Source organism: Actinokineospora inagensis DSM 44258 (assembly GCF_000482865.1).
Classification (GTDB): Bacteria; Actinomycetota; Actinomycetes; order Mycobacteriales; family Pseudonocardiaceae; genus Actinokineospora; species Actinokineospora inagensis.
The window spans coordinates 179,557-195,517 of the sequence record NZ_AXWW01000006.1 but is presented as its reverse complement, the minus strand read 5'-3'; the positions used below and the strand labels follow the sequence as shown (position 1 = coordinate 195,517).

The window sequence follows — 15,961 nt, the reverse complement described above, 5'->3', positions numbered from 1 at the left end:
ACAACCGCCTATTCCCAGCGCTTCCGTTTGGCCTATCCGGGATGTGCGAAGAGTAGTCGTTCGTCCGTTGTTCACGCTCGCATTCAGCGGCGGACAACTCGGCAGCCTTGGCTTGCCCGCGTCACGCCCGTACGGCACCCGCGGACTCGGAGCAACCCCAGATGACCCAGTTGATCGACGTGCCCGACCCGGTCGGGCACGCGACCCCGGACGCCCCGCGCAGGCGGGTGTCCCTCCCGGGCGGCATCGACCGGGTGTTCCGCGGTGTGCTGCGCGGCGCCGGGTTCACCGTGCTCGGTCTGATGGCGACGGTCGGCGTCTTCCTGCTCATCCGCGGCCTCGACGCGTTCTCGGTGGCGGGGTTCAGCTTCTTCACCACGCAGACCTGGCAGCCGGACTCGCGCAACTTCGGCATCGCCGCGGTGCTGGTCGGCACGCTGCTGATCGCCTCGGTCGCCCTGGTGGTGGCCTTCCCGCTGGCCCTGGGCATGGCGCTGTTCATCTCCGAGTACGCGCCCCGCTGGCTCAAGCGGTTCCTCACCAGCGCGATCGACCTGATGGCCGCGGTGCCCAGCGTCGTCTACGGCCTGTTCGGCTCGACCCTGCTGCAGTGGCGGGGCACCGACATCCCGCGCTGGCTGTCCATCCAGTTCGGCTGGATCCCGTTCCTGTCGGTGCCGCAGGCCGACCCGGACAACCCGCTCTCGCCGGAGACCGTCTACGCCACCTCGACCTTCTGGGCCGGGCTGGTGGTCGGTTTCATGATCATGCCGTTCATCTGCTCGGTGATGCGCGAGTCGTTCACCCAGGCGCCGCAGGGCGAGCGCGAGGGCGCCTACGCGCTCGGCTCCACCCGCTGGGGCATGATCCGCAGCGTCGTGCTCCCGTTCGGGCGCAGCGGCATGATCGGCGGCACCATGCTCGGCCTCGGCCGGGCGCTCGGCGAGACCATCGCCGTCGCGCTGATCATCTCGCCGATCTTCGTGATCCAGCCGCACATCCTCGGGGCGGGCGCGAACTCGGTGTCCGCGCTGATCGCCCAGCAGTGGGGCGCGGCCAGCCCGTTCGGCCTCGGCGCGCTGATGGCCGCCGGTCTCGCGCTGTTCATGCTCACCCTGGTGGTCAACTTCGCCGCCTCCGCGGTGATCGCCCGCAGCCGCTCCGGCCAGGGGAGCGACGCCTGATGTCGACGACGGAGCACCCCACCGTGCACTCCCAGCAACCCGCGCAGTCCCAGCAGGTGACCCTGCCGCTCACCGTGCCCGGCGGTCGCCACCACGCCGAGCCGGACGCCACCCAGCCGGTCACCACCGTCCACACCGGACCCACCCCGGCCGCCGCCGCGCCGCGACCGCTGAAGCCGGAGGTGCGCCGGGACACCCGGTCGATCCGCCGCACCGACGTGGTCGCCATGATCGGCGCGCTGGTCGCGTCGGTGGCGCTGACCGGTGTGCTGTTCGACCAGATCGCCCCGTTCTCCGGCGTGGTCGGCTTCATCGCCATCGCCTACCCGCTGTTCCTCGCCCTCTACGCGCTGCTCGTGTCGCTGGAGGAGGACGCGCTGATCGTGCGGGACAAGCTGGTCTCCGCGGTGGTGCACAGCGCGGCGCTGCTCGTCTTCGCGGCGCTGGTGTGGATCATCGCCTACCCGGTGATCAAGGGCTGGCGGGTCATCTGGCTGAGCAACTTCTGGACCCAGGACATGGCCGACGCGGGCACCCTGGACCCGCTTGAGCTCGGCGGCATCCTGCACGCCGCGGTCGGCACCCTGGAGCAGATCTCCATCGCGCTGATCATCACCGTCCCGCTGGGACTGACCACCGCGGTGTTCCTGAACGAGACCCGCGGCGCGTTCACCCGGCTGGTGCGCACCATCGTCGAGGCGATGACCGCGCTGCCGTCCATCGTGGCCGGGTTGTTCATCTACGCCTCGCTGATCCTGCTGCTCGGCTTCGAGCGGTCCGGCTTCGCCGCGGGCTGCGCGATCAGCATCATGATGCTGCCGATCATGATCCGGGCCGCGGACGTGGTGCTGCGGCTGGTGCCGTCGTCGCTGAAGGAGGCCTCGCTCGCGCTGGGCTCCGGTCAGCTCCGCACCGCCTGGCACGTCGTGCTGCCCACCGCCCGGTCCGGCCTGACCACCAGCGTGCTGCTGGCCACCGCGCGCGGTGTCGGCGAGACCTCGCCGGTGCTGATCGCGGCGGGCTTCACCCCGTACCTGAACCTCAACCCGTTCGTCGACCCGCAGGTCTCGCTGCCGCTGGCCACCTTCCAGATGGTGTCCTCCTCGGAGGAGACCATGCGGATCCGCGCGTTCGGCGCCGCCACGGTGCTGCTGCTGCTGGTGTTCGTGCTGTTCGGGCTGGCCAGGATCATCGGCGGCCGCGGCGCGGGCCAGCTCTCCGCGGGGCAGTCGCGCCGCCGGGACCGCCAGTCGGTGCGCGACCGCGAGCGCTACATCGCCGCCAAGCGGGCGCCCGCCAACCCGCTGACCGACGAGCTCCTCAACCCCCGCCCCGCGTTCCGCTCGACCCCGAAACCGCAGCAAGGAGTCTCGTCATGACACCGCAGGCACGCCCGCGCGGCCGGGCGGCGGCACTGCTGACCGTGCTGGTGACCCTGGGCGTGGTGCTGATCGGGTTCGCCCCGACCGCGTCCGCGCAGGGCTACGTGCCGATCAGCGGCGCGGGCTCGACGTGGAGCTTCAACGCGATCGACCAGTGGCGCAAGAACGTCCAGCAGTTCGGCATCCGGGTCAACTTCGCCGCGACCGGCTCCACCGACGGCCGCAACCAGTTCAAGAACAACCAGGTCGACTTCGCGGTCTCCGAGATCCCCTACGGCCTGACCGACGCCGGTGTCAAGGACTACCCGCCGCCCGCGGGCAGCTACTCCTACATGCCGATCGTGGCCGGTGGCACCTCGCTGATGTACAACATCAACATCGGTGGCAAGCGGGTGACCAACCTGCGGCTCTCCGGCGAGACGGTCACCAAGATCTTCACCCGCAACATCACCATGTGGAACGACCCGCAGATCGCCGCGGACAACCCGTCGTTGAAGCTGCCCGCCCGCCAGATCATCCCGGTGGTGCGCTCCGACGGCTCCGGGTCCAGCGCCCAGTTCACCGCGTACATGGCCAACCGGTACGGCGGCATCTGGGACGACTTCTGCCACAAGGCGGGCCGCGCCCAGACCCCGTGCGGGTTCACCTCGAACTTCCCGTCGTACCAGGGGATCATCGCGCAGAACGGCTCGATCGGCGTCTCCAACTACGTGCGGCAGGCGCAGTCGGAGGGCTCGATCACCTACGTCGAGTACTCCTACGCCAAGAACGCGGGCTTCCCGGTCGCCAAGCTGCTGAACCAGGCGGGCTTCTACGTCAGCCCGACCGCGCAGGCGGTCGCCGTGGCGCTGCTCAAGGCGCAGATCAACCCGACCGACCTGACCCAGGACCTCACCCAGGTCTACAGCGACGGCGACGACCGCACCTACCCGATGTCCAGCTACAGCTACATGATCCTGCCGACGGTGGTGACCGGGAAGTTCGACGAGCAGAAGGGTCGGACGCTGTCCGACTTCGCCTACTACTTCCTCTGCGAGGGCCAGCAGTCCGCCGACCGGCTCGGCTTCTCGCCGCTGCCGATCAACCTGGTGCAGGCCGGTCTGGAGCAGGTGGCCAAGATCCCCGGCTCGACGAAGAAGCCCACCGACATCGGCAAGTGCAACAACCCCACGTTCTCCAACAACGGCACGAACACGCTGGCCGTCACCGCGCCGCACCCCACGGCCTGTGACAAGAAGGGTGGCCCGACCCAGTGCGACGTCTCGGGCAAGCCCGCGGCGAGCGGCGGCGGCACCAGTGGCACCGGTGGCACGTCGAGCGGTGGTTCGTCCGGCGGCGCGGGTACCAACACGGGCGGGACGACCCCGGGAACCGGGGGAGCGGCCGGTGCGTCGGGCGGCGGCGGTGACACGACCTCGGGTGACGGCACAGCCGCGGACGGCGGGACCACCGGCGACGGGGGGTCGGACGGCTCGGTGTCCGCGGTCCCGGTGTCGGTGAGCCTGCCGCAGGACGACGGCACGTTGCTGATCGTCGTGGCCGTCGTGTTGATGGTCATGGTGGTCGCCGGACCACCGCTGGTGGCGCGATTCATGCGGAGGAAGTCGTGATCAGGCGGATCTCCACCGGGGAGCGCGCGGGCCGGTTGCTGCTCGCGTTGGTGATGCTGGCCCTGGCCACGGTGATCGTGCTGCCGAGCCGGGCGGTCGCCGAGGCGCCGCCCACCGCGGTGGACACCCCGTCCAAGGTGACCGTGCAGGGCGCGGGCGCGTTCTCGTCGCTGAAGTTCACCGTGTCGCAGACCAAGGACCTGATCAACCAGACCGTGCACCTGGCCTGGACCGGCGGCACCCCCACCGACTCCACCCGGGGCAAGAACTACCTGCAGATCATGCAGTGTTGGGGCGACGACCCGACCGGGCCGCGCCGCGACCAGTGCCAGTACGGCACCCCGCTGGGCACCTACGACTCGGCCGCCATGTGGTCGCGCTCGATCAGCTACACCGAGCAGTTGCACGACCCCAACGAGAAGCTGCCGCAGCAGACCGAGAAACCGGGCCTGGCCACCTACGTGCCGTTCACCCCGGTCAGCGGCGACCCGACGACCAGCAGCGAACCCGGCTACGGGCGGTACTTCGACGCCAGCACCACCAACGAGGTGCAGCAGGCCGTCACCCAGCAGAACGGCACCGGTCAGCTCGACTTCGAGGTCCAGACCACCCTGGAGGCGCCGGGCCTCGACTGCGGCCGGGTGCGCTCCAGCGGCGCCGACGCGGGCAAGGCGCGCAACTGCTGGCTGGTGGTCGTCCCGCGCGGTGACACCGAGGTCAACGGCAAGAAGGTCGGCGAGCCGGGCGGGCACTACCACAACTACCTGGACACCTCCCCGCTGCAGCAGTCCAACTGGGACAACCGGCTGCCACCGGTCCGGCTGGACTTCCTGCCGGTCGGCGAGGCGTGCGCGCTGGGCCGGGCGGAGCGGCCGCTCTCCGGCGACGAGTTCATCGCCGACGCGGTGCTGCGCTGGCAGCCCGCGCTGTGCGCAGGCACCGGCCCGGTCTTCGGGTTCGTCCAGATGCCGGACCGGCAGGCCCGCGAGATCCTGGTCAGCGACGAGCCGGGCATGGTGTTCCTGGCCCGACCGGCGGACCCGGCGACGGTGCCGACCGGGCAGCCACCGGTGTACGCGCCGGTCGCGGTGTCGGCGTACACGGTCGCGTTCATCATGGAGCGACAACCCAGGGTCGACGCGCCACCGGAGGTCATCGCCAACGACGGCCAGCCGATCGGTGAGCTGAACCTGAACCCCCGGCTGATCGCCAAGCTGCTCACCCAGTCCTATTCGGACTCGGTGCCCGGCGCGCAGGCCTACCTCAAGGGCAACCCGACCCGGCTGAGCAACGACCCCGAGTTCCAGGCGCTCAACCCGTCGTTCGCGGACTACTCGTTCACCATGCAGACCGTCGACGCGCTCGCCTCCTCGGTCGACATGGACGCCACGTCCACGCTGTGGGAGTACGTCAACGCCGACGCGGACGCCCGCGCCTGGCTCAACGGCACCGCCGACCAGTGGGGCATGAAGGTCAACAAGAACTTCCAGGGCGTGTCCCTGCCGGTGACGAACTTCCCCAAGGCCGACCAGACCTGCGTCGACATCAAGGTCAACAGCGTGGTCGCGCCGATCTGCACCGGCACCCGCCGCCCGCTGGCCGCCGACATGCACGAGGCGGGCCGCTCGGTCAACCGCGGCGACAGCCTGGGCAAGGAGCCCAACGGCCAGCACGACCCGAACAACCCGAGCCTGCCCGCGTACCAGCGGGTCGGCAGGCAGGTGGTCGGCAAGCGCGCGATGCTCGCCGTGGTCGACACCGCCACCGCCGCCCGCTACGGCCTCTACACCGCGAAGCTGCGCAACGCGGCGGGCAAGTTCGTCGCCCCCACCGCCGACTCGATCCTCGCCGGTGTCGCCGAGATGACCTCGACCCCGGTCGCCGGGGTGCGGGTCACCAACACCCAGGCCAAGGCGGACAACGCCTACCCGCTGCCCGCGGTCACCTACGCGGCGACCACCCCGTCGATGATCAGCAAGGACCTGGGCAAGGACTTCGCCACCTTCCTGCGGTACACCACCAACGGCGGGCAGCAGAACGGCGAGGGCATCGGCAAGCTGCCGCTGGGCTACGTCCCGCTGCCGCAGGCGATGCGCGAGCAGGCCGAGGCCACGGCGAAGGTGATCGAGCGGGACGCGGGCATCAAGCCGCCCGCCCCCGCCGAGACCGGCGGCGGCACCTCGACCCCGGGGACGAGCACCGGTGGCTCGGGCGGCACCAACACCGGCGGTGCCCTGCCGGGTGACGCCGCCAACCCCCCGGCCCCGCAGGCGGTGCCCGCGCCCGGTCCGGCGCCTGCCGCAGGCAGTGCCGCGACCGCGGAGACCAAGCCGGTCGCGCAGAGCAAGGACACCCCGTCCACCCCGGTCGGCTGGGTGCTGCGCTACCTGCTCGCGGGTCTGCTGGTGACCGGCGCGCTGGCCACCGTCGGCGGTCCGCTGCTCGCCCAGTACGGCTCCCGGGCGAGGACCTGATGGCCTTACCGCGTGTACGGGTCCGCCGCGTGCGGTCACCGCGTCGACACCTGTCGTCACCTGTGCCGTCCTACCGAGGTTTTCCGCGAACCACCGACCCGGCTTGTGATCGAGTCGTCGCTGTTCGCGGTGCAGACGCCCACACCGATGCCGGGTTCGGCTTCCCCCGCCTTGACAGTGCCCGTTACGGCGCGGTGTCAAACGGTGTACCGGGGGCAGACCGGGCTGTTCGCAGCGCTGCGGGTCGGCCTGCCGTGACCGGGGTCCGGACTGTCTGGATAGGACAGTCTGTTGCGAACGCCCTGTTCGTCACCCCGTCATGTAAAGGCACCGAGGCCGCCACCTTCCACGCGATACACCCGATGTCCGGACAACTTCGCCGGGACCGGGCGGTCGTGTGCGAGGGGGTGATGAGGCCGACCGGCCCGTGACGGGAGTCGCCACTCCCGCCAACGGACCGGGCGGACCAGTTGCGTGGACCCGGTGGTCAACGGCGTGAACCAGCCCACCGGGACGTGTGCGGACAGCAGTACGCACACCACTGCGAAGAAAAGGATACAGGTAGTGAGCAAGAAGCAGCGTTTCATCGTGGTGGCGGCCGCCACCGCGGCCCTCGCGGGTCTGCTCGCGGGCAACGCGCAGGCCGACCCGACCGGTCCGCCCACGTACCGCGACCTCGTCGGTGTCGGTTCGGACACCACCCAGACCGTGCTCAACGGCCTGGCCGACTCCGTCACCGTCAACGGCGTCAAGGTCCTGGGTTCGTACGACGCCCGGGGCAGCGCCCAGATCGTCACCAAGGACCCGGCGACCAACCCGGCGTGCAGCATCGCCCGCCCGGAGAACTCCGGCGGCGGCGTCACCGCGCTGCAGAACGACATCCAGGCGGGCACCAACTGCGTGCAGTTCGCCCGTTCGTCGTCGAACTCGGCCGCGACCAACCCGAACCTGAAGTTCATCCCGTTCGCGGTTGACGCGCTGACCTACGCGGTCCGCAGCGACAGTTCGGTGCCGAAGAAGCTGACCAAGCTCCAGTTGACCGCCATCTACACCTGCGCGAACACCGCGTTCAAGCCGCTGGCGCCGCAGTTCGGCTCCGGCTCGCGGTCGTTCTTCGTCAAGAACGTCATGCCGTCGGGCACCGTCGACTCGGCGACCCTGTTCGGTGTCGGTGGCCAGTACTCCTGCGTCAACGACAAGGACGCCTCGGGCGAGGGCATCCAGGAGCACGTCGGCACCTACCTGACCGACGTGAAGAACCTGGTCCCGTACTCGATCGCGGTCTACAACTCGCAGGTCTACGGCAACGCCCCCGCCGCTCAGGGCAAGGCCGTGCTGGGCACCATCGACAACGTCCAGCCGACCAACATGAACACCAACTCGATTCTCAAGCGCGACGTCTACAACGTGATCCCGGCCGACAAGCTCGCCGTCGCGCCGTACAGCACCGTGTTCGTCGGCGGCGACTCGCTCGTCTGCAAGGCGACCGACGTCATCACCCGCTACGGCTTCGGTGTGAACCCGACCTGTGGCCAGCCGGTTCAGTAACCACTTCTTGCTCTTTCCCTGACCTAGGAAGGTTTGCACAACCGTGCGCGTCAACATCTCCGCCCGCAGGATCGTCGGTGGCGCTGTCGCCATCGCCGCCGCCACCGCGGCCACCCTCGGCGCCGCAGGCGTCGCCCTCGCGGACGCCCCGGCCGGTACCCTCGGCACGCTGACCGTCAGCAAGCACACCGGTCTCGACGTCGAGGCCCCCACCTTCACCACCTCGGCCGGTTGCTCCACCAACTCGGACGGCTACAGCCTGTTCGTGTACGGTCCGGGCGGCTTCGCCAACGGCCTGGTCGGCACCCCGGTGACCGACTTCGGCTTCTCCACCTCCGGTGGCTTCCCGGTCGTGCAGGGCCAGTCCTTCAAGGACATCGCCCTGGACAACAGCACCACCATCGCCGTGGGCAAGTACACCATCGTGGTGAACTGCGTCGACCAGTTCGCCGCGGAGACCAAGGGCACCTTCACCAGGGACCTGTGGTTCACCTCGGCCACCGCCTGGCAGGACACCGACCCGAACGCGCAGGCGGTCACCTCCACCGCGCTGTCGGTCGCCCCGGCCGCCCCGGTCGTCCAGGGCGCGAACGTCACCCTGACCGCCACCGTGACCCCGGCCACCGCCGCGGGCACCGTGCAGTTCAAGGACGGCGCGGGCAACCTGGGCAACCCGGTCGCCGTCGTCAACGGTGTGGCCACCCTGGCCACCACCGCGCTGCCGACCGGCACCCGCTCGCTGACCGCGTCGTTCTCCGGCGCGGGCTACGCCACCTCCACCTCCCCGGCGGTGTCGTACCAGGTCAACGCCCCGGCCGCGACCCCGACCACGACCGCCCTCGCGGTCTCCCCGAGCGGCACCGCGTCCGCTTACTCCCCGGTCACCCTGTCCGCGACCGTCGCGCCGGGTGCGGCCGCCGGTTCCGTGCAGTTCTACGACGGTGCCAACGTGCTGGGCAACCCGGTCACCGTGTCCGCCGGTGCGGCCACGCTGACCACCTCCACCCTCGCGGTGGGCCAGCACTCGTTCTCCGCCAAGTTCGTGCCTGCCAACGCCGCCGCGTACGTGACGTCCACCTCGGCGAACGTCGCCCTGGAGGTCACCCCGTTCGCCGGTGTGACCGCCTCGGAGAACATCACCACCACCGTGCTCGCCGGTGAGCTGCTCATCAGCGTCGCCAACCAGAACGTGGTCCTGCCCTCCCCGGTCATGGCCGCCGACGGTTCGCTGCTGACCACCGCGGGCTCGCTCAACCCGATCAAGGTCACCGACACCCGCGCGGGTAACCCGGGCTGGAACGTCTCGGGTCAGGTGTCCGACTTCTCCAACGGTGCCAACACCATCAACGGTGGCAACCTGGGCTGGACCCCGAAGCTCGTCGACAAGTCCGCCCCGCAGAACATCACCGTGGGTGCCGCTGTCAACCCGGCCAACGCCATCGCCCCGGGCGCTTCCGCGCCCGCAGGCCTCGGCCTGGCCTCGGCCCGCACCCTGGCCACCGCTGCCGCCCTCGGCGGCAACGGCACCGCGAACCTCTCCGCGGACCTGGCCCTGAACGTGCCCACCTCCACTGTGGCGGGCACCTACTCCGCGCTGCTGACCCTGACCGCCATCTGAGTCGGTAACGCGAACGGCTGAGATTCGCACAGCCGGTGGGGCGGACCGGGCCAGGTACCCGGTCCGCCCCACACCCCTTGACCCTCTACTAAGGACAGACCATGAAGCGGATCTGGCTCCGCTCGGCGATCGCGGGCATGTTGACCCTGCTCGCCGTCGGGATCGCGCCGACGACCGCGCACGCCACCGCGGCGGCCGCACCGGCCACCTTCGGCGTGCGGCCCGCGACGGCGCAGGCACCGGACAACCGCCCGAACTTCAGCTACAGCGCCACCCCAGGCGCGATCGTCACCGACTACGTCGCCGTGTCGAACGTGTCCACCGCGCCGCTGTCGCTCAAGCTCTACGCCAACGACGCCTTCAACACCCCCGACGGCGGGTTCGACCTGCTGGCCTCCGGGCACCAGTCGGTGGACGTCGGCGCGTGGGCGAAGACCGACCTCGGCCAGGTGGACGTCCCCGGCCGCAGCGTCAAGATCGTCCCCTTCCGGCTGACCATCCCGCAGAACGCGACCCCCGGCGACCACGTCGGCGGCATCGTGGCGGCCCTGGTCACCGAGGCGACCAACGCCGACGGGCAGCGCGTCGCCGTCGAGCAGCGCGTGGGTGCCCGCATCTACCTGCGCGTCTCCGGCGACCTGCACCCCGGTCTCAGCGTCGACGACCTGTCCGCCGAGTACCACGGGTCGCTGTTCGGCTCGGGCGACACGACCATCGAGTACACGGTCCGCAACACCGGCAACGTCCGGCTCGGCGGCAGGCAGAAGGTCACCGTCGAGACCCCGTGGGGCTCCGAGACCGCCGCGCCGAACCTGCCCGACCTGCCGGAACTGCTGCCGGGCAACAGTTTCCGGGTCCGCACCACCGTCCCCGGTGTACTGCCCGCGGGCTGGCTGGACGGCCTGGTGCACATCGACCCGGTCGCCCCGGCCGGGCCACAGCCGCAGGCCACCGCGGTGGAGGCGAGCTTCACCGTCGTCGCCGTGCCGTGGCTGGTGCTGATCATCCTGCTCATCGTCGCGCTGCTGGTGCTGTTCCTGCTCTGGCGCAGGCGGCGCAAGCGCCGGAACCGGGTCGAGACCACCGACCCCGACCCGTCGGAGACCGAGTCCACGCCGGAGGTGGAACATGCGTCGGCTTAGCCGAATCGCCGCGACGGCCGTACTGGCCGTCCTGTTGGGACTCCTGCTGCAGCCCGCCACCGCGTCGGCGGACAAGCTGGGCGGGCTGCTGGTGACGCCGGGGGAGAGCGTCGACCTGGTCCCCATGCGGCTCAAGACCGACAAGGGCTGCCCGGCGGGCGCCACCGGCTACCTCGCGACCATCAACGGGCACGGCCTGGACAACGTCATCGTCGTCCCCACCTCGGACGTGCTGCTCTCGCACACCCAGGGCTTCATGGTGCCGGTCGCGAACACGCTGCACGACTACGCCGAGGACAACCACACCACCCTGCAGGGCCGCTACGACGTCACCCTCAAGTGCATCGACGCGTTCTCCCAGCAGGACTTCGGCGACTTCACCGCGTCCATCGACATCCCGGCCGCGGGCCGGTACGCGGCGGTCGGCGCGGCGAAGGGCCCGCCGCGCAACACCGAGCCGATCATCCCGCCGGAGCTGGGGCTGAGCACCGAGGCGGGCCCGCCGCCCGCCCAGCAGGCGCCGCAGTCCGGCCAGGCGCAGCCGCCCGCCCAGCAGCAACAGCAGGCGCAGCAGCAACCCGCCGAGCAGCAGCAGGCGGACAACGCCGCCGCGAGCTCCGGTTCCAAGAGCCAGCCGTTCCTCTACCTGGCCGCGGGCGTGGTCGTGATCCTCGTGATCGCGGGCGTCGTCACCGTGGTTCGCAGGCGGGGTACGCGCAGCACCGAGTCCGAAACCGAGTGACGCCGACCCCGGCCGCAACTCACCACCAGGAGGAAACGAACTCATGCGTAAGCGCCAAATGATCGCGGCGGGCGCGGCCGTCGTCACCACCGCGGCGGCGGGCGTCATCCTCGCCGCGGGCACCAGTGGGGCCGAGGCCCCCGCGGCGACCCTCGGGTCGCTCACCCCCAGCAAGACCACCGGCCTGGACGTGGACGCGCCGTCGTACATCACCGACGGTCCCTGCACCGACAATTCCGACAGCTACGCGCTGCGGGTCTACGGCCCGGGTGTGTGGGACGTGGGCTTCATCGCCACCTCGGTGTCCGAGGCGGGCTTCTCCAACACCCAGGCGTTCACCGCCACCCAGGGGCTGACGTTCAAGGACGTCGCGCAGGACCACTCCACCACCATCACGGCGGGCAAGTACACCGTGGTCGTGTTCTGCACGGACCAGTTCAACGACCGCAGCACGGGCACCTTCACCAAGAACCTGTGGTTCACCGACGAGAAGCACTGGCAGTTAACCGACCCGTCGGCGCCGCCCACCACGACAACGACGACGACCACCACCACGACCAAGCCGACGACCACGACGACTCAGCCGACGACGACCACGACTGAGCCCACCACCACGACGACTCAGCCGACCACCACCACGACTCAGCCCACTACGACGACGACTCAGCCGACCACGACCACCACTGAGCCGACGACCACCACGACGACTCCGCCCACTACGACGACGACTGAGCCGACGACCACGACCACTCAGCCGACGACGACCACGACTGAGCCCACCACCACGACGACTCAGCCGACGACGACCACAACTCAGACCACCACCACGACTGAGCCGACAACCACCACGACGACCACCACGGCGACCACAACGACCACGACCAAGCCGACCACGACGACTGAGTCGACCACCACGACCAAGCCGACGACGACCACCACCACCCCGAGCGGCCCCGAGAAGCTGGGCAAGCTGACCCCCAGCAAGGACAACGGCCTGGCCATCGACGCGCCGACCTACATCACCGACGGTCCCTGCCCGGCGGTCAAGTCCGACGGCTACCGCATCAACTTCCGCGGCCCCGGCGCCTTCTCGACCGGCTTCCAGGCCGCTGTCCCGACCAGCTCGGAGTTCTCCACCGACGCGGCCTTCACCGGCACCCAGACCTTGTCGTTCACCGACGTCGCCAAGGACAACTCGGTCGACCTCGTCGCGGGCGACTACACCGTCGAACTGCTGTGCGTGGACCAGTTCGCGAGCGTCGACGTCGCGTACTACTCGGTCGACCTGACCTTCTTCCTCGGTCCGGACCCCGCCGACTCCGGCAAGCAGACCATGCTGTGGAAGGTCAAGCAGGGCGGCACCACCACGACGACCACCACGCCCGGTACCACGACCACGACGACCGCCGGTGGCACCACCACCGACACGTCGAGCACGGACACCACCACCGACACCACCACGGCCGCCGAGCCGCTCCCGCAGGGCAGCTCCGGCACCTCGGGCACCGGTGGCAGCGGTGGCCTCGCCAGCACCGGCGCCTCCGTCGGCCTGGCCCTGCTGACCGGTACCGCGCTCGTCGGCTTCGGCGCGTTCGCGCTGGTCGCCGCCCGCCGTCGCCGCGCCGCCGCGGGCGTCACGCCCGTCGAGTGGCCGACCGAGGACTGAGCCGACTTGTTGGCCTGACGCCGGTGTGCGCCGCGGTGAACCCCGCGGCGCACACCGGTCGTCACGGAGAGAGGACACCCGGGTGACCACGCTCGACACACCGCCCGCGCCGCAACCCGCCGCGCCGGTCCAGCCCGAACCCGCCGCGCGCGCGGAGAAAACGGGGCTGCTGCTGGCCGGTCACATGATCGCCATCGTCGGCGCGGTGATGTTGTGCTTCGTCGCCCAGCTCACCCTCATCGGTGGCATCAAGCACGACCGCGACCAGAACACCGCGTACACCGACTTCCGGGTCCAGTTGGCCAACGCGACCGCCCCGGTCGGCGGTCTGGACAACGGCAGGCTCCTGGACAGCGGCACCCCGGTCGCCATCCTGGAGATCCCCAAGCTGGGCCTGCAGGAGGTGGTGCTGGAGGGCACCTCGGCGCGCACCCTCAAGTCCGGGCCGGGCCACCTGCGCAACACCCCGCTGCCCGGCCAGACCGGCACCAGCGTGATCTACGGCCGCAAGGCCACCTACGGCGGCCCGTTCTCCCGCATCGACCAGTTGCGCGCGGGCGACGAGATCGTCGTCACCACCGGTCAGGGCGAGGCCCGCTACATGGTGTCGAAGGTCCGCCGCGCCGGGGACAAGGAGTCCCCGCTGCCCGCTGGGGAGGGCAGGCTCACCCTGGCCACCGCGGACGGCGACTACTTCCTGCCCACCGACGTGATCCGGGTCGACGCCCGGCAGGTCACCGAGGAGCAGGCCAAGACCCGGCAGTTGCCCGCGTTCGCCGTTCCCGACAACGAGAAGGCCATGGTCGGCGACGAGTCCGCGCTGGTGCCGCTCGTGCTCTGGACGCTGATCCTGGTCGCCGCCGGGGTCGCCGTCGTCTACGTCCGCCAGCGGGTCGGCCGGTGGCAGGCCTGGGTGATCGGGGTGCCGGTCGTCGGCGCCGTCGGTCTCACCCTGGCCGACCAGGCCGCCGCCCTCCTGCCCAACATGATGTGAGGACCCTCCGATGACGCTCACCCAACCACTGCCGCCCGCCGCGGACCTGGCCTCGCTGGACGCCCGCGACATCTCCGCCTGGTTCGGCGAACGCAAGGTCCTCGACCGCGTCTCCCTCGTCATGCCCGGCGGCTCGGTGACCGCGCTGATCGGCCCGTCCGGCTGCGGCAAGTCCACGTTCCTGCGGACCCTCAACCGCATGCACGAGCTCATCCCCGGCGCCTCGCTGGCCGGTGAGGTGCTGCTGTCCGGCGCCGACATCTACGACTCGACCAGGAAGCTGACCGACGCCCGCAAGCAGATCGGCATGGTCTTCCAGAAACCCAACCCGTTCCCCGCGATGTCCATCTACGACAACGTGGTGGCCGGGCTGAAGCTGACCGGCATCAAGGTCGGCCGCGGCGAACGCGACCACCTGGTCGAGGAATGCCTCACCAAGGCGGGTCTGTGGGTCGAGGTCCGCGACCGGCTCCGCCAACCGGGCGGCGCCCTCTCCGGCGGCCAGCAGCAGCGGCTGTGCATCGCCCGCTCGCTGGCCGTGCGGCCCAAGGTCCTGCTGATGGACGAGCCCTGCTCCGCGCTCGACCCCACCTCGACCCGCCGCATCGAGCAGACGATCGCGGAACTCGCGCACGAGGTGACGATCGTGATCGTCACCCACAACATGCAGCAGGCCGCCCGCGTCTCCCAGCAGTGCGCGTTCTTCCTCGCCGAACAGGGCACCCCCGGCGTCATCGTCGAGGAGGGCCCCACCCAGCAGATCTTCGAGGCCCCCGTCGACCAGCGCACCGCCGACTACGTGCACGGCCGCTTCGGCTGATCCACGGCCGCGGGTAACCCGATCGAGGGGTCGTCCCGTGGGCGGCCCTGCGGGTAGCGTGGGTGACGTCGCGGTGTCGTGCCTGGGGGTGTGGTGGATCTTCGCTTGGAACCCGCCCCGGCCCCCGGCGTGGTCCTGGTCGCCATCGGCGGTGAGGTCGACCTGGTCGCCGCGGGCATCCTCGAACGCTTCCTGCTCGGTGCCGTCGCCGAACAACGCAGCGGCAAACCCGGCCTCATCATCGACCTGTCCGACGCCGAGTTCTTCGGCTGCGCGGGCCTCAACGCCCTGCTGGCCGCCCAACGCCGCCTCGAACGCACCGGCGGCTGGCTGCGCCTGGTCGACATCTCCACCGCCGTCTCCCGCGTCCTGGACGCCAACGGCATGAACACCCACCTGAAGGTCACCACCTCCGGCACGTGACCCTCCGGCCCCGCCTCAGCGATGCACCACCGTTGAGCGTGCGTGACTTCAAGGCTCTGCCTCGACGGCATCCGGCCGTTGAGCGGGGTGCCGGGCGTTGTTGCCTTGTCGCGCAGGCGGCCTGCGGCCAATTCCGTCTGCTTGGCGGCCCAGGGTGAACATCAATGCCCACTTGAAGGTCACCGCCTCCGGCACGTGACTTCGAAGCCCTGCCTGGACGGCCTCTCACTATTGAGTGACCTGCCGGGCGTTGCCTCATCGCGCAGGCGGCCTGCGCGGCCCATCCGCCTGCTTGGCAGCCTGGGTGAATCGGCGTGCCCACCACCTCGGGTCACCCACACCGCCTGCGGGGCCAACA

The 15,961-nt window shown here is 70.4% G+C and carries 12 protein-coding genes; all 12 read left to right on the top strand.

The window, feature by feature from the left end; genetic code table 11:
* Positions 1-161 precede the first annotated feature (161 nt).
* The 12 genes from pstC to H504_RS0101950 all read left to right on the top strand — a co-directional run bounded on the left by pstC (position 162) and on the right by H504_RS0101950 (position 15,603).
* Positions 162-1,184 carry a phosphate ABC transporter permease subunit PstC gene (gene pstC, locus H504_RS0102005; RefSeq protein WP_026421384.1) on the top strand — a complete coding sequence of 341 codons (1,023 nt, stop codon included), beginning with the start codon at positions 162-164 and terminating at the stop codon, positions 1,182-1,184.
* Positions 1,184-2,563, top strand: a complete 1,380-nt coding sequence (pstA, locus tag H504_RS32905; protein ID WP_245614033.1) for a phosphate ABC transporter permease PstA — start codon at positions 1,184-1,186, stop codon at positions 2,561-2,563. Before pstC ends, pstA begins: the two co-directional genes overlap by 1 nt.
* Entirely contained in the window at positions 2,560-4,176 is a 1,617-nt protein-coding gene (gene pstS, locus H504_RS0101995; RefSeq protein ID WP_026421383.1) for a phosphate ABC transporter substrate-binding protein PstS, read from the top strand. The genes pstA and pstS overlap by 4 nt, the downstream gene beginning before the upstream one ends.
* Positions 4,173-6,650, top strand: coding sequence for a type 2 periplasmic-binding domain-containing protein (locus H504_RS0101990; protein WP_245614032.1), 2,478 nt, complete (start codon positions 4,173-4,175; stop codon positions 6,648-6,650). Before pstS ends, H504_RS0101990 begins: the two co-directional genes overlap by 4 nt.
* A gap of 564 nt (positions 6,651-7,214) precedes the next feature.
* Entirely contained in the window at positions 7,215-8,198 is a 984-nt protein-coding gene (locus H504_RS0101985) for a substrate-binding domain-containing protein (protein ID WP_084467301.1), read from the top strand.
* 43 nt (positions 8,199-8,241) lie between these two features.
* Positions 8,242-9,816, top strand: coding sequence for an Ig-like domain-containing protein (locus tag H504_RS0101980; protein WP_051385398.1), 1,575 nt, complete (start codon positions 8,242-8,244; stop codon positions 9,814-9,816).
* 101 nt (positions 9,817-9,917) lie between these two features.
* Positions 9,918-10,958: a WxL protein peptidoglycan domain-containing protein gene (locus H504_RS32900; RefSeq protein ID WP_051385397.1), complete on the top strand. Its 1,041-nt coding sequence runs from the start codon at positions 9,918-9,920 to the stop codon at positions 10,956-10,958.
* On the top strand, positions 10,945-11,700 hold the full coding sequence (locus H504_RS0101970; protein ID WP_026421379.1) for a hypothetical protein: 756 nt from the start codon (positions 10,945-10,947) through the stop codon (positions 11,698-11,700). The genes H504_RS32900 and H504_RS0101970 overlap by 14 nt, the downstream gene beginning before the upstream one ends.
* A 43-nt stretch (positions 11,701-11,743) precedes the next feature.
* Positions 11,744-13,366 (top strand): hypothetical protein, encoded by a 1,623-nt coding sequence (locus tag H504_RS42280; protein WP_211239239.1) that lies wholly within the window; start codon positions 11,744-11,746, stop codon positions 13,364-13,366.
* A gap of 82 nt (positions 13,367-13,448) precedes the next feature.
* Positions 13,449-14,360 carry a class D sortase gene (locus H504_RS0101960; protein WP_026421377.1) on the top strand — a complete coding sequence of 304 codons (912 nt, stop codon included), beginning with the start codon at positions 13,449-13,451 and terminating at the stop codon, positions 14,358-14,360.
* Between the two features lie 10 nt (positions 14,361-14,370).
* Complete coding sequence (locus H504_RS0101955) at positions 14,371-15,180, top strand: phosphate ABC transporter ATP-binding protein (RefSeq protein WP_026421376.1); 810 nt, start codon at positions 14,371-14,373, stop codon at positions 15,178-15,180.
* A gap of 105 nt (positions 15,181-15,285) precedes the next feature.
* Complete coding sequence (locus H504_RS0101950; RefSeq protein ID WP_051385396.1) at positions 15,286-15,603, top strand: STAS domain-containing protein; 318 nt, start codon at positions 15,286-15,288, stop codon at positions 15,601-15,603.
* The last annotated feature ends 358 nt before the right edge of the window (positions 15,604-15,961 follow it).

Excerpts from the sequence above, each read along its gene's own strand:
- pstA (WP_245614033.1), top strand. The coding sequence starts at position 1,184 with ATGTCGACGACGGAGCACCCCACCGTGCACTCCCAGCAACCCGCGCAG.
- H504_RS0101955 (WP_026421376.1), top strand. The coding sequence starts at position 14,371 with ATGACGCTCACCCAACCACTGCCGCCCGCCGCGGACCTGGCCTCGCTG.
- H504_RS32900 (WP_051385397.1), top strand. The coding sequence starts at position 9,918 with ATGAAGCGGATCTGGCTCCGCTCGGCGATCGCGGGCATGTTGACCCTG.
- pstC (WP_026421384.1), top strand. The coding sequence starts at position 162 with ATGACCCAGTTGATCGACGTGCCCGACCCGGTCGGGCACGCGACCCCG.
- pstS (WP_026421383.1), top strand. The coding sequence starts at position 2,560 with ATGACACCGCAGGCACGCCCGCGCGGCCGGGCGGCGGCACTGCTGACC.
- H504_RS0101970 (WP_026421379.1), top strand. The coding sequence starts at position 10,945 with ATGCGTCGGCTTAGCCGAATCGCCGCGACGGCCGTACTGGCCGTCCTG.
- H504_RS42280 (WP_211239239.1), top strand. The coding sequence starts at position 11,744 with ATGCGTAAGCGCCAAATGATCGCGGCGGGCGCGGCCGTCGTCACCACC.